This is a genomic window from Pseudomonas sp. KD5 (assembly GCF_012932895.1).
Lineage (GTDB): Bacteria > Pseudomonadota > Gammaproteobacteria > Pseudomonadales > Pseudomonadaceae > Aquipseudomonas.
Genome location: NZ_JDWJ01000005.1, coordinates 378,905 through 399,617 on the forward strand (window position 1 = coordinate 378,905; position 20,713 = coordinate 399,617).

General features: G+C 59.5%; 19 protein-coding genes. 17 read left to right on the top strand and 2 right to left on the bottom strand.

Going from position 1 to position 20,713, the window contains the following annotated elements; translation table 11 throughout:
- Positions 1-15 precede the first annotated feature (15 nt).
- The 6 genes from AF70_RS14010 to AF70_RS14035 all read left to right on the top strand — a co-directional run bounded on the left by AF70_RS14010 (position 16) and on the right by AF70_RS14035 (position 7,566).
- Positions 16-2,718, top strand: a complete 2,703-nt coding sequence (locus tag AF70_RS14010; protein WP_019581026.1) for a [protein-PII] uridylyltransferase — start codon at positions 16-18, stop codon at positions 2,716-2,718.
- Between the two features lie 226 nt (positions 2,719-2,944).
- Entirely contained in the window at positions 2,945-4,144 is a 1,200-nt protein-coding gene (gene dapC, locus AF70_RS14015) for a succinyldiaminopimelate transaminase (RefSeq protein ID WP_018927022.1), read from the top strand.
- Positions 4,145-4,434: 290 nt separating this feature from the next.
- Entirely contained in the window at positions 4,435-4,797 is a 363-nt protein-coding gene (locus tag AF70_RS14020; protein WP_018927023.1) for an ArsC family reductase, read from the top strand.
- Positions 4,798-4,830: 33 nt separating this feature from the next.
- Positions 4,831-5,865 carry a 2,3,4,5-tetrahydropyridine-2,6-dicarboxylate N-succinyltransferase gene (dapD, locus tag AF70_RS14025; RefSeq protein WP_028939205.1) on the top strand — a complete coding sequence of 345 codons (1,035 nt, stop codon included), beginning with the start codon at positions 4,831-4,833 and terminating at the stop codon, positions 5,863-5,865.
- A gap of 94 nt (positions 5,866-5,959) precedes the next feature.
- Entirely contained in the window at positions 5,960-7,165 is a 1,206-nt protein-coding gene (locus AF70_RS14030; RefSeq protein WP_026286490.1) for an aminotransferase class V-fold PLP-dependent enzyme, read from the top strand.
- Positions 7,162-7,566 carry a SufE family protein gene (locus AF70_RS14035; RefSeq protein WP_018927026.1) on the top strand — a complete coding sequence of 135 codons (405 nt, stop codon included), beginning with the start codon at positions 7,162-7,164 and terminating at the stop codon, positions 7,564-7,566. Before AF70_RS14030 ends, AF70_RS14035 begins: the two co-directional genes overlap by 4 nt.
- A 120-nt stretch (positions 7,567-7,686) precedes the next feature.
- Here the strand turns inward: AF70_RS14035 and tcdA are convergent, their stop codons facing one another.
- Positions 7,687-8,499: a tRNA cyclic N6-threonylcarbamoyladenosine(37) synthase TcdA gene (tcdA, locus tag AF70_RS14040; protein ID WP_371929203.1), complete on the bottom strand. Its 813-nt coding sequence runs from the start codon at positions 8,497-8,499 to the stop codon at positions 7,687-7,689.
- A gap of 288 nt (positions 8,500-8,787) precedes the next feature.
- Between tcdA and AF70_RS14045 the strand changes: the two genes are divergently transcribed.
- The 4 genes from AF70_RS14045 to AF70_RS14060 all read left to right on the top strand — a co-directional run bounded on the left by AF70_RS14045 (position 8,788) and on the right by AF70_RS14060 (position 13,952).
- Positions 8,788-11,376 carry a glycosyltransferase gene (locus tag AF70_RS14045; protein ID WP_026286491.1) on the top strand — a complete coding sequence of 863 codons (2,589 nt, stop codon included), beginning with the start codon at positions 8,788-8,790 and terminating at the stop codon, positions 11,374-11,376.
- Positions 11,377-11,518: 142 nt separating this feature from the next.
- The gene (dapE, locus tag AF70_RS14050; protein ID WP_028939204.1) at positions 11,519-12,670 is read left to right on the top strand and encodes a succinyl-diaminopimelate desuccinylase; all 1,152 of its coding nucleotides are present in this window, start codon (positions 11,519-11,521) and stop codon (positions 12,668-12,670) included.
- On the top strand, positions 12,670-13,479 hold the full coding sequence (locus AF70_RS14055) for a putative RNA methyltransferase (RefSeq protein WP_018927030.1): 810 nt from the start codon (positions 12,670-12,672) through the stop codon (positions 13,477-13,479). The genes dapE and AF70_RS14055 overlap by 1 nt, the downstream gene beginning before the upstream one ends.
- Before the next feature lie 95 nt (positions 13,480-13,574).
- Positions 13,575-13,952 (top strand): hypothetical protein, encoded by a 378-nt coding sequence (locus AF70_RS14060; protein WP_018927031.1) that lies wholly within the window; start codon positions 13,575-13,577, stop codon positions 13,950-13,952.
- A gap of 94 nt (positions 13,953-14,046) precedes the next feature.
- On the opposite strand, the gene AF70_RS14065 is transcribed toward AF70_RS14060, so the two are convergent.
- Positions 14,047-14,256 (bottom strand): cold shock domain-containing protein, encoded by a 210-nt coding sequence (locus tag AF70_RS14065; protein WP_007940478.1) that lies wholly within the window; start codon positions 14,254-14,256, stop codon positions 14,047-14,049.
- Positions 14,257-14,491: 235 nt separating this feature from the next.
- Between AF70_RS14065 and plsB the strand changes: the two genes are divergently transcribed.
- The 7 genes from plsB (at position 14,492) to AF70_RS14100 (ending at position 20,667) form a co-directional block, all read left to right on the top strand.
- Entirely contained in the window at positions 14,492-16,987 is a 2,496-nt protein-coding gene (gene plsB, locus AF70_RS14070; protein WP_019581032.1) for a glycerol-3-phosphate 1-O-acyltransferase PlsB, read from the top strand.
- 175 nt (positions 16,988-17,162) lie between these two features.
- Positions 17,163-17,555 (top strand): hypothetical protein, encoded by a 393-nt coding sequence (locus AF70_RS14075; protein WP_018927033.1) that lies wholly within the window; start codon positions 17,163-17,165, stop codon positions 17,553-17,555.
- A gap of 102 nt (positions 17,556-17,657) precedes the next feature.
- Entirely contained in the window at positions 17,658-18,056 is a 399-nt protein-coding gene (locus AF70_RS14080; protein WP_018927034.1) for a YbaY family lipoprotein, read from the top strand.
- Positions 18,057-18,097: 41 nt separating this feature from the next.
- Complete coding sequence (locus AF70_RS14085; RefSeq protein WP_007940472.1) at positions 18,098-18,787, top strand: DUF4197 domain-containing protein; 690 nt, start codon at positions 18,098-18,100, stop codon at positions 18,785-18,787.
- A 273-nt stretch (positions 18,788-19,060) separates the two neighbouring features.
- On the top strand, positions 19,061-19,471 hold the full coding sequence (locus AF70_RS14090) for a hypothetical protein (protein WP_018927035.1): 411 nt from the start codon (positions 19,061-19,063) through the stop codon (positions 19,469-19,471).
- A gap of 165 nt (positions 19,472-19,636) precedes the next feature.
- Positions 19,637-20,029, top strand: a complete 393-nt coding sequence (locus tag AF70_RS14095; protein ID WP_018927036.1) for a protease inhibitor I42 family protein — start codon at positions 19,637-19,639, stop codon at positions 20,027-20,029.
- Between the two features lie 2 nt (positions 20,030-20,031).
- Entirely contained in the window at positions 20,032-20,667 is a 636-nt protein-coding gene (locus tag AF70_RS14100) for a lysoplasmalogenase (RefSeq protein WP_028939203.1), read from the top strand.
- Positions 20,668-20,713: the final 46 nt, after the last annotated feature.

The following is a 20,713-nucleotide window of genomic DNA, read 5'->3' on the forward strand; positions in this document are numbered from 1 at the left end:
AAGGAAAGCCAATCGATGCCGCAGGTGGATCCCGAACTCTTCGACCGCGGCCAGTTCCAGGCTGAACTGGCCCTGAAGGCAAGCCCTATCGCTGCTTTCAAGAAGGCGATCCGTCAGGCCCGCGAAGTGCTCGACGAGCGGTTTCGCAGCGGCCGGGAGATTCGCCGGTTGATCGAGGATCGTGCCTGGTTCGTCGATAACATCCTGCAAAAGGCCTGGGAGCAATTTAACTGGAACTTCGAAGCCGACATCGCGCTGGTCGCGGTCGGCGGCTACGGTCGTGGCGAGTTGCACCCCTACTCCGACATCGACCTGCTGATCCTGCTGGACGGCGCCGACCACGAAATTTTCCGTGATTCAATCGAGCGTTTTCTGACGTTGCTGTGGGACATCGGCCTGGAAGTCGGCCAGAGCGTTCGCTCGGTTGACGAATGCGCCGAGGAAGCCCGCGCCGACCTGACGGTGATCACCAACCTGATGGAAAGCCGCACCATTGCCGGTCCCGAGCGCCTGCGCCAGCGCATGCTGGACGTGACCAGCACCGCGCACATGTGGCCCAGCAAGGAGTTCTTCCTGGCCAAGCGCGCCGAGCAGAAAGCCCGTCACCACAAATACAACGACACCGAGTACAACCTGGAACCCAACGTCAAGGGCTCGCCCGGTGGCCTGCGGGATATCCAGACGATTCTGTGGGTCGCCCGTCGTGAGTACGGCACCCTGAACCTGCGGGCCCTGGCCGGCGAAGGTTTCCTGGTGGAGAGCGAGAACGCCTTGCTGGCTTCGTCCCAGGAATTCCTGTGGAAAGTGCGTTACGCGCTGCACATGCTCGCCGGCCGCGCCGAAGACCGCCTGCTGTTCGACCACCAGCGCACGATTGCCGGGCTGCTGGGTTTCGTCGGCAATGACGCCAAGCACGCCATCGAAAACTTCATGCAGCAGTACTACCGGGTGGTCATGAGCATTGCCCAGCTCAGCGACTTGATCATCCAGCACTTCGAAGAAGTGATCCTGGCCCCCGAAGACGAAGCACCGCCGCAGCCAATCAACTCGCGATTCCAACTGCACGACGGCTACATCGAGGCGCGCAACAACAATGTGTTCCGCCGCACGCCGTTCGCCATGCTCGAAATCTTCGTGCTGATGGCCCAGCAGCCGGAGATCAAAGGCGTACGCGCCGACACCATCCGCCTGCTGCGCGAGAACCGTCATTTGATCGACGACGACTTCCGCAACGATATTCGCAATACCAGCCTGTTCATCGAATTGTTCAAGTGCAAGATCGGTATCCACCGCAACCTGCGGCGGATGAACCGTTACGGGATCCTTGGGCGTTATCTGCCAGAGTTCGGCTTTATTGTCGGGCAGATGCAGCACGACCTGTTCCACATCTATACGGTCGACGCGCACACCCTGAACCTGATCAAGCACCTGCGTAAGTTGCAGTACACCCAGGTGTCGGAAAAATTCCCGCTGGCCAGCAAGCTCATGGCCAAACTGCCCAAGCCGGAGTTGATTTACCTGGCCGGCCTGTACCACGACATCGGCAAGGGCCGGCATGGCGACCACTCGGAAATCGGCGCAGTGGACGCCGAAGCCTTTTGTCAGCGCCATCAGTTGCCGATCTGGGACAGCCGCCTGATCGTCTGGCTGGTGCAAAACCATCTCGTAATGTCGACCACTGCCCAGCGCAAGGACTTGTCCGACCCGCATGTGATCCACGATTTCGCGCAGATTGTCGGCGATGAAACCCGCCTCGATTATCTGTATGTGCTGACCGTTGCCGACATCAACGCGACCAACCCGACGCTATGGAACTCCTGGCGCGCGAGCCTGTTGCGCCAGCTCTACACCGAGACCAAGCGCGCCTTGCGTCGCGGCCTGGAAAACCCGGTGGATCGCGAAGAACAGATCCGCCAGACCCAAAGCGCAGCGCTGGACATTCTGGTACGCGGCGGCACCGACCCGGACGACGTCGAGCAGTTGTGGGCACAACTGGGCGATGACTACTTCCTGCGTCACACCGCCGGTGACGTAGCCTGGCACACCGATGCAATCTTGCAGCAGCCGGCCGACGGCGGCCCGCTGGTGCTGATCAAGGAAACCACCCAGCGCGAGTTCGAGGGCGGTACGCAGATCTTCATTTATGCGCCGGACCAGCACGACTTCTTCGCCGTGACCGTGGCGGCGATGGACCAGCTCAACCTGAACATTCACGACGCCCGGGTCATCACCTCCAGCAGCCAGTTCACCCTCGACACCTATATCGTGCTCGACACCGATGGCGACTCGATCGGCGACAACCCGGCGCGGGTCAAGCAGATTCGCGAAGGCTTGACCGAAGCCCTGCGCAATCCGGACAACTACCCAACGATTATCCAGCGTCGGGTGCCGCGTCAGCTCAAACATTTTGCCTTTGCGCCACAAGTGACGATCCACAACGATGCCCAGCGTCCGGTGACCGTGCTGGAACTCAGTGCACCCGACCGTCCTGGGTTGCTGGCACGAATCGGCACGATCTTCCTTGAGTTCGACTTGTCGTTGCAGAACGCCAAGATCGCCACCTTGGGCGAGCGCGTGGAAGACGTGTTCTTCATCACCGACGCCAACAATCAGCCGCTATCCGACCCGTTGCTGTGCAGTCGTTTGCAGGATGCAATCGTCAAACAGCTGAGCGTCAACCAGGAACCCGATATCAAACATTCGCGCATCAGCATCTGAATTAACCCAATCCCCCTGTGGGAGCGCCTGTGGCGAGGGGGCTTGTTGTGGCGAGGGAGCTTGCCCCCGCTGGGCTGCGAAGCGGCCCCAAAACCTACACCGCGATGTATCAGATACACCGCATGCAAAGGTTTTACGACTGCTCCGCAGCCGAACGGGGGCAAGCTCCCTCGCCACAACAAGCCCCCTACACCACATTAGTCCTCCCACATTGAACGAGGCCCCCATGAACAACGCTCTGAACCAGTTGCAGCCCTACCCGTTCGAAAAGCTCCGCGCCCTGCTCGGCAGCGTCACGCCAAACCCGGACAAACGCGCCATCGCGCTGTCCATCGGCGAACCGAAGCATCGCTCGCCAAGCTTTGTCGCCGAAGCCCTGGCAAGCAATCTGGATCAGATGGCCGTGTACCCGACCACCCTCGGCATCCCGGCCCTGCGTGAAGCGATCGCCGCATGGTGCGAACGCCGTTTCAGTGTTCCAAATGGCTGGCTCGACCCCGCGCGCAACGTGCTGCCGGTCAACGGCACCCGCGAAGCGTTGTTCGCCTTCACCCAGACCGTGGTCAACCGTGGTGAAGACGCGCTGGTGGTCAGCCCGAACCCGTTCTATCAGATCTACGAAGGCGCGGCGTTCCTGGCCGGAGCCAAGCCGCATTACCTGCCATGCCTTGACGAAAACGGCTTCAACCCGGATTTCGACGCTGTTTCGCCAGACATCTGGAAGCGTTGCCAGATCCTGTTCCTGTGCTCGCCGGGCAACCCGACCGGCGCGTTGATCCCGGTTGAAACCCTGAAAAAACTGATCGCCCTGGCCGACGAATACGATTTCGTGATCGCCGCTGACGAGTGCTACAGCGAACTGTACTTCGATGAACAGACCCCGCCACCCGGCCTGCTCAGCGCCTGTGTGGAACTAGGCCGCAAAGACTTCAAGCGTTGCGTGGTGTTTCATAGCCTGTCCAAGCGCTCCAACCTGCCAGGCCTGCGTTCGGGCTTTGTGGCCGGCGATGCAGACATCCTCAAGGGTTTCCTGCTGTATCGCACTTACCACGGCTGTGCGATGCCGGTTCAAACGCAACTGGCCAGCGTTGCAGCGTGGAACGACGAAGTGCATGTGCGGGCCAACCGTGCGCTGTACCGTGAGAAGTACGATGCGGTATTGGAAATCCTCAGCCCGGTGATGGATGTGCAGCGCCCGGATGGCGGTTTCTATCTGTGGCCAAACGTTGAAGGCGACGACGCGGCGTTCTGCCGGGATCTGTTTGCCGAGGAACACGTGACCGTAGTACCAGGCTCCTACCTGTCCCGTGAAGTAGATGGCGTCAACCCGGGAGCCGGGCGTGTGCGGATGGCGCTGGTCGCGCCACTGGCGGAGTGCGTTGAGGCGGCTGAACGGATTCGCGCCTTCATTACCCGCCACAAGTAACCCCTGAATGCCCGTGCCAGGCAATCTGGCGCGGGCACTTCGCATATCAAGTTGCCTGCAATCTTTTCAGCCCCCCTCACCAAAAACCATCGCCAAAAACCATCACCGAGCAGATGCCAACTCAGGCTGTAGAGCTCCAACAACCCCATCCGAAACGCCACCGCCTGCGCTTCTCGCCGAATCGTTGAACACTTCAAACAGACAAACCCGACCACAGCCGACGCGAAACCGTCCGGTCATGGCATAATCCGTCACCTTTTATTTTCAGCACCTGTAAAGGGGGCAATTCCTTGACCGTTTCAAGCAAAACGTTGCACCTTTTCGGCATCAAAGCCTGCGACACCATGAAAAAGGCGCGCACCTGGCTCGATGAACACGCTGTGAGCTATGACTTTCATGATTACAAAGCGGTCGGAATCGACCGTGAACACCTGACCCAATGGTGCGAGGAGCACGGCTGGCAAGTGGTGTTGAACCGTGCAGGCACGACCTTTCGCAAGCTCGACGACGAACGCAAAGCCGATCTCGACCAGCCGAAAGCCATCGAATTGATGCTCGCACAACCCTCGATGATCAAGCGCCCGGTGCTCGATCTCGGTGACAGAACCCTGATTGGCTTCAAGCCAGATATCTACGCGGCCGCACTCAAGTAAGGCAGCCCGTTCCATTTTGTTAGAGGTATCAACATGTCCACTACCCTGTTCAGCCTGGCCTTTGGTGTCGGCACTCAAAACCGTCAAGGCGCATGGCTGGAAGTGTTTTACGCGCAGCCACTGCTCAATCCTTCTGCCGAACTGGTCGCGGCCATTGCCCCGATCCTGGGCTACACCGACGGCAATCAGGCCATCGCCTTCAGCACGACTCAGGCGTCGCAACTGGCTGAAGCGCTGAAAAGTGTCGATGCTGCACAAGCTGCACTGCTGACCCGTCTGGCCGAGAGCCACAAGCCGCTGGTTGCCACACTGCTGGCCGAAGACGCGCAACTGACCTCCACGCCTGAGGCTTACCTCAAGCTGCACCTGCTGTCCCACCGTCTGGTCAAGCCGCATGGCCTGAATCTGGCCGGGATCTTCCCGCTGCTGCCGAACGTGGCCTGGACCAGCCAGGGTGCGATCGACCTGTCCGAACTGGCCGAGCATCAACTGGAAGCCCGCCTGCGCGGCGAGCTGCTGGAAGTGTTCTCGGTGGACAAGTTCCCGAAAATGACCGACTACGTGGTACCAGCCGGCGTGCGTATCGCTGACGCGGCACGTATTCGTCTGGGCGCCTACGTGGGCGAAGGCACCACCGTGATGCACGAAGGTTTCGTTAACTTCAACGCTGGCACCGAAGGCCCGGGCATGATCGAAGGCCGCGTGTCGGCTGGCGTGTTCGTCGGCAAGGGTTCGGACCTGGGCGGCGGCTGCTCGACCATGGGCACCCTGTCGGGTGGCGGCAACATCGTGATCAAGGTGGGCGAAGGCTGCCTGATCGGCGCCAACGCCGGTATCGGTATCCCGTTGGGCGATCGCAACACCGTTGAGTCGGGCCTGTACGTGACGGCCGGCACCAAGGTGGCGCTGCTCGACGAAAAGAATCAGCTGGTCAAAGTGGTTAAAGCCCGTGAACTGGCCGGTCAACCTGACCTGTTGTTCCGCCGCAATTCGGAAACCGGTGCCGTGGAGTGCAAAACCCACAAGTCGGCCATCGAACTGAACGAAGCGCTGCACGCTCACAACTAAGCAGAGCGTCAAACGATCACCTTGTAGGAGCGCCGCATCGCTCGCTCCTACAAGGTCAGGCGTACACCCGCCCATGTCACCAGGGCCGAACAACATGATGATTCCTTCTCCCTGGCGCGCCGATTTCCCGGCCATCGCCGCACTGCAACGGCAAGACCAGACCTATCTGGACAACGCCGCCACCACGCAAAAACCTCAAGCCCTGCTGGATGCCCTGGCGCATTACTACGCCAACGGCGCGGCCAACGTGCATCGGGCGCAACACTTGCCTGGCGCCCATGCCACCCAGGCGTTCGAGGACAGCCGCCGCAAAGTTGCGCAATGGCTCAATGCCGGCGATTGCGGGCAGATTATCTTTACCCACGGTGCGACTTCCGCGCTGAACCTCCTGGCCTATGGCCTGGAACACCTTTTCAATCCGGGCGATGAAATTGTCATCAGCGCTCTGGAGCACCACGCCAACCTGTTGCCGTGGCAGCAACTGGCCCACCGTCGCGACCTGAAGCTGGTGATCCTGCCGCTGAATGTCGATGGTTTGATCGACCTGGATGTCGCCGCGCAGTTGATCGGTCCGCGCACCCGTTTGCTGGCGGTCAGCCAGCTGTCCAACGTGCTGGGCGCCTGGCAACCGTTGCCCGCGCTGTTGGCGATGGCCAAGGCACACAACGCGCTGACCGTGATCGACGGCGCCCAAGGCGTGGTTCATGGCCGACACGATGTGCAGACACTGGGCTGCGACTTCTACGTGTTTTCCAGCCACAAACTCTACGGCCCCGATGGCCTGGGCGTGCTGTTCGGGCGCAACGAAGCGCTGCAACAGCTGCGCCCCTGGCAGTTCGGCGGCGAAATGGTGCTGGATGCCAACTACCACGATGCTCGCTTTCGGTCCGCACCGCTGGGGTTCGAGGCCGGTACACCGCCGATCGCCAGTGTGATCGGTCTGGGCGCAACGCTGGACTACCTCGCGGGGCTGGATCAGGACGCCGTGTCCGCCCACGAAGCGGCGCTGCATGACTATCTGCTCAAAGGCCTGGAAGCGCGCAACGGCATTCGCCTGCTGGGCAAACCGCAACTGGCGCTGGCCAGTTTTGTCGTCGAAGGTGTGCATAACTCTGATCTGGCGCATTTGCTGACTGAACAGGGCATCGCCGTGCGCGCCGGTCATCATTGCGCCATGCCGTTGCTCAAAAGCTTTGAACTGGCGGGGGCGATTCGGGTGTCGTTGGCGCTGTACAACAATTCCGAAGACCTTGAGCGTTTTTTCGAAGCACTGGATCAGGCCCTGGAGTTGTTGCGATGACACTGCCCGCGGATGCCGTCACGGCACTGGACACGTTTCAGCAGGCGGCGAGCTGGGAACAGCGGGCGCGGTTGCTGATGCAATGGGGCGACCGTCTGCCCGCGTTGAGCGATGTGGATAAAGTCGACGCCAACCGCGTGCACGGTTGTGAAAGCCAGGTCTGGCTGGTCGGCACGTTGCAGGATGGGCACTGGCAATTCAGCGCCAGCAGCGATGCGCGATTGATTCGCGGGTTGGTGGCGTTGCTGCTGGCGCGGGTCAACGGGTTGTCTGCAGTTGAGTTGCAACAGGTGGATTTGGCAGATTGGTTCAGTCAGCTGGGGCTGGGTCGCCAGTTATCCCAATCCCGTAGCAATGGCTTGAATGCGGTGTTGCAGCGGATGCGTGAGCTAGCGCACTGATCGTTCCCACGCTCTGCGTGGGAATGCCTCCACGGACGCTCCGTGTTCGGCTCTGGAAGGGACGCGGAGCGTCCCGGGCTGGATTCCCACGCAGAGCGTGGAACGATCGAACCACAACCATCAAACCTGAGGTTTGACCCGATCCGCCGGACGCCGCACGCCCGCCACAATCTTATCCACAGCCTTGGTCGCCGCGACCATGCCAAACGTCGCCGTCACCATCATCACCGCGCCAAAGCCCCCGGCGCAGTCGAGCTTCACGCCGTCCCCGACAAAACTCTTCTGCAGGCAAATGCTGCCATCGGGTTTCGGGTAGCGCAGTTGCTCGGTGGAAAACACGCACGGCACGCTGTAGTGACGGGTCACGGTACGGGAGAAGCCGTAGTCGCGGCGCAATGTAGAGCGCACTTTCGACGCCAGCGGATCGTTGAACGTGCGATTCAGGTCGCAGACCTGGATCAGCGTCGGGTCGATCTGCCCGCCCGCGCCGCCGGTGGTGATGATCTGGATCTTGCGCCGCTTGCACCAGGCGATCAGCGCCGCCTTGGCGTTGACACTGTCGATGCAGTCGATCACGCAATCGATGTTCGGCGTGATGTACTCGGCCATGGTTTCGCGGGTGACGAAGTCCGCCACCGCATGCACCGTGCAGTCCGGGTTGATCCCGCGCAGGCGCTCGGCCATCACCTCGACCTTGGGCTTGCCGACGGTGCTGTCCAGCGCATGCAGCTGACGGTTGACGTTGCTGACGCAGACGTCGTCCAGGTCGAACAGCGATATCTCGCCCACGCCACACCGGGCAACCGCTTCCGCCGCCCAGGAGCCGACACCACCGACGCCGACGATCGCCACATGGGCCGCGCGCAAGCGCTCCATGCCTTCAATGCCATACAAGCGGGCGATACCAGCAAACCGCGGATCTTCTGTACTCATGACCATTACCCCAAAAACCGGCGCGCATTATAGGGCTCTCGGCGGTCAAGAGCACCTTTGGTGCTATGGACGACAGACTTGACGGCTTCAATTGACTACAAATTTATTGGAATTGGGCTACATCATCCCGGTCGAAGAACTTAAGTCGACCTGGATTGCCCAATGTCGGGCGTTTCCCTGTTCGCTGTACGGTCAGAGAACCTCCAGTGTAGGATGCGCGCCCCTGCCACCTGGCAGCCGGCCGCCAACCGTTCCTTCGTTCCACAGCCTTTGGAACCCGAAAAAGCTATGTCATCGCGTAAATTTGGACTCAACCTGGTAGTGGTTCTAGCAATCGCCGCCTTGTTCACCGGTTTCTGGGCGTTGGTCAATCGCCCGGTCACCGCCCCCAACTGGCCTGAACAGATCTCCGGCTTCTCGTACTCGCCGTTTCAACAAGGCCAGTACCCGCAGAAAGACCAGTATCCGACCGACGATGAAATGCGTCGCGACCTGGAGATCATGAGCAAGCTGACGGACAACATCCGGACCTACTCGGTCGACGGCACGCTGGAGGACATTCCCAAACTGGCGGAAGAGTTCGGCCTGCGGGTGACCCTGGGGATCTGGATCAGCCCGGACCAGGAACGCAACGAGCGCGAGATTCAGCGCGCCATCCAACTGGCCAACACCTCCCGCAGCGTGGTTCGCGTTGTGGTCGGTAACGAGGCGATCTTCCGCAAGGAAATCACCGCTGCCGAGTTGAGCGTGATCCTGGATCGTGTGCGCGCAGCCGTTAAGGTTCCGGTCACCACCTCCGAACAGTGGCACGTCTGGGAAGAACACCCGGAACTGGCCAAGCACGTCGACCTGATCGCAGCTCACGTCCTGCCCTACTGGGAGTTCATCCCTGTGGACAAGGCCGGCCAGTTCGTTCTCGACCGCGCCCGTGACCTGAAAAAGATGTTCCCGAAAAAACCGTTGCTGCTCTCCGAAGTCGGCTGGCCGAGCAACGGCCGCATGCGCGGTGGCGCCGATGCGTCGCCGGCAGACCAGGCGATTTACCTGCGCACGCTGGTTAACAAGCTCAACCGCCAGGGTTTCAACTACTTCGTGATCGAAGCGTTTGACCAACCGTGGAAGGCCAGTGACGAAGGCTCGGTGGGCGCATACTGGGGCGTGTTCAACGCCGCGCGTCAGCAGAAATTCAACTTCGAAGGCCCGGTTGTCGCGATCCCGCAATGGCGCGTACTGGCTATCGGCTCGGTAGTGCTGGCGCTGCTGTCCCTGACCCTGCTGATGATCGACGGTTCGGCCCTGCGTCAACGCGGCCGTACCTTCCTGACCTTTATCGCGTTCCTCTGCGGTTCGGTGCTGGTGTGGATCGGTTACGACTACAGCCAGCAATACAGCACCTGGTTCAGTCTGACGGTGGGTTTCCTGCTTGCCCTCGGTGCGCTCGGAGTGTTCATCGTTCTGCTGACTGAAGCCCATGAGCTGGCCGAAGCAGTCTGGACCCACAAACGCCGGCGTGAATTCCTGCCAGTGGTGGGCGATTCGGACTACCGACCGAAAGTGTCGATTCACGTACCGTGCTACAACGAGCCGCCGGAGATGGTCAAACAGACCCTCAACGCCCTGGCCAACCTCGACTATCCGGACTTCGAAGTCCTGATCATCGACAACAACACCAAGGACCCGGCCGTCTGGGAACCGGTGCGTGATTATTGCGAAACCCTCGGCCCGCGCTTCAAGTTCTTCCACGTCGCGCCATTGGCCGGTTTCAAGGGCGGCGCACTGAATTACCTGATTCCGCACACCGCCAAGGACGCCGAAGTGATTGCGGTGATCGACTCGGACTACTGCGTGCACCCGAATTGGCTCAAGCACATGGTGCCGCACTTCGCCGACCCGAAAATCGCCGTGGTGCAATCGCCACAGGATTACCGCGACCAGAACGAAAGCACCTTCAAGAAGCTCTGCTACGCCGAATACAAAGGCTTCTTCCATATCGGCATGGTCACCCGCAACGACCGCGACGCGATCATCCAGCACGGCACCATGACCATGACCCGTCGCTCGGTGCTCGAGGAACTGGGCTGGGCCGACTGGTGTATCTGTGAAGACGCCGAGCTGGGTCTGCGTGTATTCGAAAAAGGTCTGTCGGCAGCGTATTACCACGACAGCTACGGCAAAGGCCTGATGCCCGATACCTTTATCGACTTCAAGAAACAGCGTTTCCGCTGGGCCTATGGCGCGATCCAGATCATCAAGCGTCACACCGCCAGCCTGCTGCGCGGCAAGGACACCGAGCTGACCCGTGGCCAGCGTTACCACTTCCTCGCGGGCTGGTTGCCGTGGGTGGCGGACGGCATGAACATCTTCTTCACCATCGGCGCACTGTTGTGGTCGGCGGCGATGATCATCGTGCCGCAACGGGTCGATCCACCGCTGCTGATTTTCGCGATCCCGCCATTGGCGCTGTTCGTGTTCAAGGTGGGCAAGATCATCTTCCTGTACCGCCGCGCGGTCGGGGTCAACCTGAAAGACGCCTTCTGCGCCGCGTTGGCCGGGCTGGCGTTGTCGCACACCATCGCCAAAGCGGTGCTGTACGGTTTCTTCACCAGCAGCATTCCGTTCTTCCGCACACCGAAAAATGCCGATAACCACGGCTTCTGGGTGGCGATTTCGGAGGCTCGCGAAGAGCTGTTCATCATGCTGCTGCTGTGGGGCGCGGCGCTGGGGATCTTCCTGGTGCAGGGTATACCAAGCAACGACATGCGCTTCTGGGTGACCATGTTGCTGGTGCAGTCGCTGCCGTACCTGGCGGCGCTGATCATGGCGTTCCTGTCGTCGCTGCCCAAACCTTCGGTAGAAGCTGCGCCGGTACCGGCGTAATCCGTTATTAGATAACGTCAAACGGCGGCCTTCGGGCCGCCGTTTTGCTTTAGAATGATCGCCTTTTTCAATGCCAACAAACTCGGTAGGAGCTGCTTCGGCAGCCCCTACATGTTTACCGTGCGCACCTCGGAGTTCTTACATGACGGCCCACGCCGACCTTTCGCCGACCCTTCAACTCGCCATCGACCTGATCCGTCGTCCATCCGTGACGCCGGTCGACGCCGATTGCCAGAAGCAGATGATGCAGCGCCTGGGCGATGCTGGTTTTATGCTGGAGCCGATGCGCATCGAAGATGTGGATAACTTCTGGGCGACCCACGGCAAACATGACGGTCCGGTGCTGTGCTTCGCCGGTCACACCGACGTGGTGCCGACCGGTCCGGTGGCGGCCTGGCAGATCGATCCGTTCAACGCGGTGATCGACGAGCACGGCATGCTCTGCGGTCGTGGTGCGGCAGACATGAAAGGCAGCCTTGCGTCCATGACCGTGGCAGCCGAGCGTTTCGTCGCCGACTATCCGGATCACAAGGGCAAGGTCGCGTTCCTGATCACCAGTGACGAAGAAGGCCCGGCGCACCATGGCACCAAGGCTGTGGTCGAGCGCCTTGCCGCCCGCAAGGAGCGTCTGGACTGGTGCATCGTCGGCGAGCCGTCGAGCACGACCCTGGTGGGTGACGTGGTCAAGAATGGCCGTCGTGGTTCCCTCGGCGCCAAATTGACCGTGCGCGGTGTGCAGGGCCACGTGGCGTATCCGCACCTGGCAAAGAACCCGATCCACCTCGCCGCCCCGGCGCTGGCCGAACTTGCCGCCGAGCACTGGGACCATGGCAACGATTTCTTCCCGCCGACCAGTTTCCAGATCTCCAACGTCAATTCCGGCACCGGTGCGACCAACGTGATTCCGGGTGATCTGGTGGCGGTGTTCAACTTCCGCTTCTCCACCGAGTCCACTGTCGAAGGCCTGCAAAAGCGCGTCGCCGACATTCTCGACAAGCATGGCCTGGACTGGCACATCGACTGGGCGCTGTCCGGCCTGCCGTTCCTCACCGAGCCGGGCGCGCTGCTCGACGCGGTGTCGGCGAGCATCAAGGACATCACCGGTCGTGACACCAAAGCCTCCACCAGCGGCGGCACTTCAGATGGGCGCTTCATCGCGACCATGGGCACCCAAGTGGTTGAACTGGGCCCGGTCAACGCGACGATCCACCAGGTCAACGAGCGTGTACTGGCGGCCGACCTCGACGTGCTGACCGAAATCTACTACCAGACCCTGATCAAGTTGCTCGCCTGATGCTCGCCTGTCCGATCTGCAGCGAACCGCTGAACGCGGTGGACAACGGCGTGGCCTGTCCCGCCGGGCATCGTTTCGACCGCGCACGGCAGGGTTACCTGAACCTGCTGCCGGTGCAGCACAAGAACAGCCGTGACCCTGGGGATAACCAGGCGATGGTCGAAGCCCGTCGCGACTTTCTGAACGCCGGCCATTACGCGCCGGTGGCCAAGCGTCTGGCGGAACTGGCGGCCGGTTATGCGCCGCAGCGCTGGCTGGACATCGGTTGTGGCGAGGGTTATTACACCGCGCAAATCGCCGAAGCCTTGCCCAACGCCGATGGCTACGCCCTGGACATTTCCCGGGAAGCGGTCAAACGCGCCTGCAAACGCAACCCTGCGCTAACCTGGTTGATCGCCAGCATGGCGCGGGTGCCGTTGGCCTCGGGCAGTTGCCAGTTTCTGGCCAGCGTGTTCAGCCCGCTGGACTGGGAAGAAGCCAAACGTCTGCTCAGCCCCGGTGGCGGCTTGATGAAAGTCGGGCCCACCAGCGGCCATCTGATGGAATTGCGTGAGCGGCTGTACGACGAAGTGCGCGAGTACACCGACGACAAGCACCTGGCGCTGGTGCCGGAAGGCATGGCGTTGCAACACAGCGAAACCCTGGAATTCAAACTGACGCTGGTCAATGGTCAGGATCGCGCGAACCTCTTGGCGATGACACCTCACGGCTGGCGCGCCAGTGCCGAACGCCGGACAGCAGTCATTGAACAAGTGGAACCGTTCGAGGTCACCGTTTCGATGCGCTACGATTATTTCGTTCTGCAGTAGTAGTTAGAGAACAACTTTAATTTTTGGTCTTGAGTAAAGGCTCAAGGCCGGCTAAATCCGCGAATGGATTTTTCAGACCCGCAGTGAGGACATCCATGCGCCAACCGGACATCGAGATTTACCTGAAAGACGCCGACGTCGATCACAAAGCCATCGCGGCCTGGCTCGGCGCGGCTCTAGGCCCGTGCACCGACTGGGTTCAGAAAGGCCAGACCTACAAGTGCAAGGCTGGTAGCGTGCCAGTGACCTGGCTGCCCAAAGCCGTAGGAAAATGGAACAGCCTGTACCTGGAAAGCGACCAGACCCCATGGGAAGACGACATCGCTTGCGCCCGCGCCGCATTTGCCGCACTGAACGTCGAAGTGCGTTGCGCGCCGGGTAGCTGGGTCGAGGAAGAAGGTGAGGAAACGGCAGATCGCTGGATTCGCATCAGCGTCGATGGCGAAGAAGAGATCACCTGGAAAACCGCGTAAAACGAAAAAGATCGCAGCCTTCGGCAGCTCTCCTACAGAGTTTTGTGTACCCCTGTAGGAGCTGCCGAAGGCTGCGATCTTTTGATCTTAAGGTTTACAGACCTACAACATCCTCAGCCTGCAACCCCTTCTGCCCTTCCACCACCGCATACTCAACCTGCTGACCTTCAGTCAGCGAGCGATGCCCTTCGCCGCGAATCGCGCGGTAGTGCACGAACACGTCCACCCCGTCCTGGCGCTGAATGAAGCCATAACCCTTGGCGTCGTTGAACCACTTCACGTTGCCGGTTTCGCGTGTTGCCATCTGTTCATACTCCTCTTTTATTATTGATCGGGCTTTTCGCAGGAAAGCCTCGGGAACATCGCTTGCACTGAAAGGTGCCACTGTCTGGCCAGTGCGGGCTCGCCGAGTATATGACAGGCGCAAAAACTCTCAACAGGAGTTTACTTCGCTGCTTTTTTGCCGATTTTCAGCGAATACGGCACACTATCGCCCGCCCGAGCAACTGCTCGGTTTTATTCACTCACGCAGAAGCCGTATGACCCGTTCCCCGTTCCGCCGTCTTGTGTTTGGCACCCTGCGCCGACTGCTGTACCTCTGGGTTCGCTCAGAGACGATCAACCAGTCGTCGTTCACCCTTAACCTCGACCGCAGCCGGCCGGTGTTCTACGTCCTGCAAAATCCTTCGCTGACCGACCTTGCCGTGGTCGATACCGAATGCAGCAAGGCCGGCCTTCCCCGTCCGGTATTGCCGGTATCAGTGGGTGCGCTGGTGGAGCCCGCCGCGTTCTTTTACCTGACACCGGATCCCGACTGGCTTGGCCGTCAGGACAAACGCGGTGCGCCGCCAACCCTGACCCGTCTGGTCAGCGCCCTGAGCCAGAACGCCGCCGAAGACGCGCAGATCATTCCGGTCAGCGTGTTCTGGGGCCAGTCGCCAGACAGCGAGTCGAGCCCATGGAAGCTGCTGTTCGCCGACAGCTGGGCGGTCACCGGACGGTTGCGCCGGTTGCTGAGCATCATCGTGCTGGGGCGCAAGACCCGGGTGCAGTTCTCGGCACCGATCCATCTGCGCGAACTGATCGAACACAACAAGGGCCACGAGCGCACGGTGCGCATGGCCCAGCGGATTCTTCGGGTGCACTTCCGCAATCTGAAAGCCGCGGTGATCGGCCCGGACATTTCCCACCGGCGCAACCTGGTCAAAGGCCTGCTCAACCAGCCGCTGGTCAAGCAAGCGATCCTCGACGAAGCCGAGCGCGAAAACATCTCCCCGGAAAAAGCCAAGGCCCAGGCCTTGCGCTACGGAAACGAAATCGCCTCCGACTACACCTACACCGCGATCCGCTTCATGGAAGTGGTGCTGAGCTGGTTCTGGAACAAGATCTACGACGGGATCAAGGTCAACAACATCGAAGGCGTGCAAAAGGTCGCCCCGGGTTACGAAGTGATCTACGTCCCCTGCCACCGTAGCCACATCGACTACCTGCTGCTGTCCTATCTGCTGTTCCGCAACGGCCTGACCCCGCCGCACATCGCCGCCGGGATCAACCTCAACATGCCGGGGATCGGCGGTCTGTTGCGTCGCGGCGGTGCGTTCTTCATGCGCCGCACGTTCAAGGGCAATCCGCTCTATACCTCGGTGTTCAACGAATACCTGCACACTCTGTTCACTAAAGGCTTCCCAGTCGAATACTTCGTCGAAGGCGGCCGTTCGCGCACCGGGCGCATGCTGCAACCGAAAACCGGGATGCTCGCGATCACGCTGCGCAGCTTCCTGCGTTCGTCGCGCATGCCGATCGTGTTCGTGCCGGTGTACATCGGTTACGAGCGCGTGCTGGAAGGCCGTACCTACCTCGGCGAATTGCGTGGCGCGAGCAAGAAGAAAGAATCGATCTTCGACATCTTCAAAGTCATCGGCGCGCTCAAACAGCGTTTCGGTCAGGTCGCGGTGAACTTCGGTGAGCCGATCAAACTGGCGGAGTTCCTCGACAGCGAACAGCCAGACTGGCGCCAACAGGCACACGGCCCGCAATTCAAACCGGCCTGGCTCAACGAAACCACCAACCGCCTCGGCGAGAAAGTCGCACAGCATCTGAACGAAGCGGCGGCGATCAACCCGGTGAATCTGGTAGCCCTGGCGTTGCTGTCCACCAGCCGCCTGGCCCTGGACGATCGCGCCATGGCGCGGGTGCTCGATTTGTATCTGGCGCTGTTGCGCAAGGTTCCCTACTCGCCGCACACCACCCTGCCGGACGGTGACGGCCGCGCACTGATCGAGCATGTGAAAGACATGGACCTGCTGTCTGAGCAGAACGATGCACTGGGCAAAATTCTGTACCTGGACGAACAGAACGCCGTCCTGATGACCTACTATCGCAACAACGTGCTGCATATCTTCGCGTTGCCGTCGCTGCTGGCGAGTTTCTTCCAGAGCGCGTCGCGCATGAGCCGCGAGCAGATCCTGCGCTACACCCGTGCGCTGTACCCGTACTTGCAATCGGAGCTGTTCATTCGCTGGACACTGGACGAACTCGATGGCGTGATCGATCAGTGGCTCGAAGCCTTCGTCGAGCAAGGCCTGCTGCGTTTCGAGAAGGACGTGTACCTGCGTCCGGCGCCAAGTTCGCGACATTTCGTGTTGTTGACGCTGCTGTCAAAAAGCATTGCCCAGACCTTGCAACGCTTCTACATGACCGTTTCCCTGCTGCTCAACAGCGGCCAGAACAGCATCAGCGCCGAAGAACTGGAAGACCTGTGCACCGTTATGGCCCAGCGCCTGTCGATCCTCCACGGCCTGAATGCCCCGGAGTTTTTCGACAAGAGCCTGTTCCGGCACTTCATCCAGACGATGCTGGATCTCGACGTGCTGCGCCGCGACGAAGCCGGCAAACTGAGCTACCACGAACTGCTGGGTGAACTGGCCGAAGGCGCGGCCAAACGGGTATTGCCGGCGGAGATTCGTTTGTCGATCCGTCAGGTGGCATTGCATCGCAGTGAAGATGCGGCAGAAACCGATGTGATCACCCCTTAAAGGTAATAAACGGAAAGAACAAGGATGTTCTTTCCGTTTTACACACATCAAGACCGCCATACGCCCCAGAAAACTTTCGCCAAACAAATACCCATATACAACTCTGTACCGTCAAGCACTAAACAACGGTGTTAGCCTTAATGACACGCAGCAACACCTCAACAAGGAAGTTAAAATGACCAAGAAAATAGAAATCCAATACGATCTAAAATATGTACCCTATAAAATCGAAAAGCATTTCGCTCTGGAGGAATATCTCTACGAAGTTGCCAGCGACTCGGAAGAAAACCTTATCAGCACATCCTTTGAAGAGAGCCTCGAAGAGGGTGTATCCGTCAGCGGCCTTGAACTAAATCAAGACCCCGAAGATGCGCAAAAAACTTATCGCGTTGTTATGAACATTTGGCAACCTGGCCACAACCAACCAGACGATGGAAGGTATCTGAATCGCACAGATGATCCTGACGCAACCCTAATGGTAAAAGCCGATCATTACTTTACCGTCGACCTGCAAAATAGTGACACGCATCGTGAAGTTGTCTTTCCAGTAGCGTTCTTCATCGTGTAATCACTGGACAGCGAGCAAACACAACCGAGAATCCAGCGTAAAATTCCGTTAAATTGGTTTTGGCACCAGCATCTTCTGGTGCCTTCGCTACGGAGTTCGACAATGAAGAGACTGTCCATTCTCGCCGTCGCAGCGCTGCTGGGCGCCTGTCAGTCACCGCAGCCGACCGCCAACGCCAGCCTCGACGGAGAAGTGTTCTATCTGCAACGCCTCGCTCTGCCACCGAGCGCGACCTTGGGCGTCAGCTTGCAAGATGTGTCTCTGGCCGACGCACCAGCGGTAGTGCTCGACGAACAGAAAGGCCCGGTCAAAAGCCAGGTGCCGCTGCCGTTTCATCTGAGTTTCGATCCGGCCCAGATTAAACCCGGCCATCGCTATTCCGTCAGCGCGCGCATAGAAATAAATGGCAAACTGATGTTCATCACCACTGAACATCACGCCGTGCAACTTGATGGCAGCGATCCGCAGCCCCTGAAAATCCGTGTGGACGCGGTCCGTTAATTCACTTTTCTGAACCTTTTTTTCTGAACAAGGAAGCCACCATGCTCCGCCCTACCCTTCGCTTCGCCGGCCTGTGCGCAGGCTTGATGATTTGCGCCAACGCCCTGGCACTGTCACTCAGTGACCTGTCGCAACAAGACGCCACCGGCGGGCTCAAGGACGCCCTGACCCAAGGCGCGCAGCTGGCCGTTAAACAACTGGGCACACCCGGCGGCTTCAGCAACAACCCGGACGTGAAAATCGAACTGCCGGGGAAACTGGGCAAGGTCGCCAAGAAAATGAAACAGTTCGGCATGGGCGATCAGGTCGATCAACTGGAAACCAGCATGAACAAGGCAGCTGAAGCGGCGGTAACGCAGGCTCAGCCGATTCTGGTGGATGCGGTGAAGAAGATGACCGTGGAAGATGCCAAGGGGATTCTCAGCGGCGGCCAGGATTCGGCCACTCAGTACCTTAGCAAAACCAGCCGCGAACAGATCCGCACCAAGTTCTTGCCGATCGTCAAGCAAGCCACCGACCAAGTGGGCTTGGCTCAGCAATACAACGCGTTCGCCGGGCAAGCCGCGACGCTGGGTGTACTGGATGCGAAAAACGCCAACATCGAAAGCTACGTCACCGAGCAGGCGTTGAACGGGTTGTTCGAGATGATTGGCAAACAGGAAGAAACCATTCGCAAGAACCCTGCGGCAGCGGCGACCAGTTTGGCGAAGAAAGTCTTCGGTACGCTGTAATTTTTCAAACGCAACTCATTACACAAAGCCCGCTGATCTGCGCAGATTCAGCGGGCTTTTTAGTTTGCTATGCTGCGGCCCCAGATGATCCAGCCCCCTCAAAACTCTCGACTTGCGGCGACTATTTTATATCCAAAAAAACAGTAACCACAGAAAAAACAGTCTAAAAAACTGTCAACTCTGACAGTTCATTTCTCTCCGCCTACTGGGCATGCTGATTGCGAGTGACATTCATCCCGACACTATCCCTCTCTACAACTAAAAGGTTTGGAAATGACTCCGTCCACCATTACCAGCGCAACAACTGGCACTTTTACCGCAACTATCGATGGCAGCGACTTCATTGCGGCCCGCGTCAATATCTATTCAGATGCAGATGACATTCATCATTTCAGTGGCTCGATGGGTAGCGAGTTACCTAATGATGATTTCCAGTCCATTTACATAACCACTAAAAAGGATGTGGAAAACGGATCACATACTTATCCCAAGGGGATTGATACCCTGGTCTGTATCACCAAAAAAGGCCAAATTACCGACAAGGCGAAAATCTCTGAGGGCACCTGCACCGTGGATTTCGATAAGGCCACTCAGCACTTCAAAATGTCTTTTGATGTAAAGGCCGACTACCCTCCTAACCTTCGATTGCACATTGAAGGGAGTTTTGACCTCACTTCGAGTTAGCGATCAGACGTGTGCAACAGGTAAATCGTTGGCATAGCATCCGGGTTTCATAGAAGAATCCTTTGCCGAGCCAACGATTTCACCTGAGACTCAGCCCCTCGTCACAATTTGTCTCATCTTCAGTTATGCTCGCCGTTCGTCGTGAACGCCGGAGCCGCTGATCTTATGTCCCCCACTCGCCTGTTTGTCCCCCTCGCCCTTGCTCTGCTGAGTGCTTGCGCCTCGCAACCGAAACAGAACCTGACCGTGGAAAAACAAAGCGAATGCCCGGCGAAACTGCACAACGGGCAAACCCTGATCCTGACGCTGCCAAGCAACCCGACCACGGGTTACCGCTGGGCGATCCAGGATTCGGCCGGTGGTGTGTTGCGCGCGCTCAGCCCCGAGGTTTACAGCAACCCGGAAGACGCCGGGATCGTCGGCAGTGCCGGCGTCTCGACCTGGCGTTTCCAGGCCTTCGCCACCGGCACTGGCCGCCTGCGGCTGACTTACTCACAACCGTGGGCACCGGAAGTACCGGCGGTGCAAACCTTCGACTGCGCCATCGCGGTTAACTGATCGTGGGCTGGCTGATTCTGGCGCTGATGGGCGCGGTGACCTTTGTGTATGGCCTGAGCGTGCATGCCGCGCTGCTCTGCCTGCTGGTCAAACCGATGCCTGTGCTGGCCCTGCTCGGCTGGTTGCACGATGCACCGCCCAGCGAGTATCGGCGCTGGATCAGCCTGGGTTTGATTTTCTCCTTGGTCGGCGATGTGTTGCTGGCATGGCCGCAAGACTTGTTCGTGTTTGGACTTGGAGCATTTTTGCTCGCGCATCTGGCGTATCTGAAGGCTTACTTGAGCGATTGCCGGCGTCTGGCTGTGTTGCCGCTGATCCTCGCCTTCGGCGTGGGTGCCGTGCTGCTGGGGATTCTGATTTCCAATGGTTTGGGGCCGCTGCTGGTCCCGGTGATCGTCTACGGTCTGGCCATCAGCGCCATGCTCTGGCGCGCCCTGGCCCGAGTCGGCACCGACGTGCCCAAACGCTCGGCGCTGTTGGCGGCGGCGGGCGCGGTGGCGTTTGTGTTTTCTGACAGTGTGATTGGCATTAACCGGTTTGTGATGCCATTTCATGCCGCGCCTTACGTGATCATTCTGAGTTACTGGTTGGGACAATGGGGGATTGCGGCGTCGGCGTTCACCCAGCGGCAACGCTAACCCTGTGGCGAGGGGGCTTGCCCCCGTTGGGCTGCGCAGCAGCCCC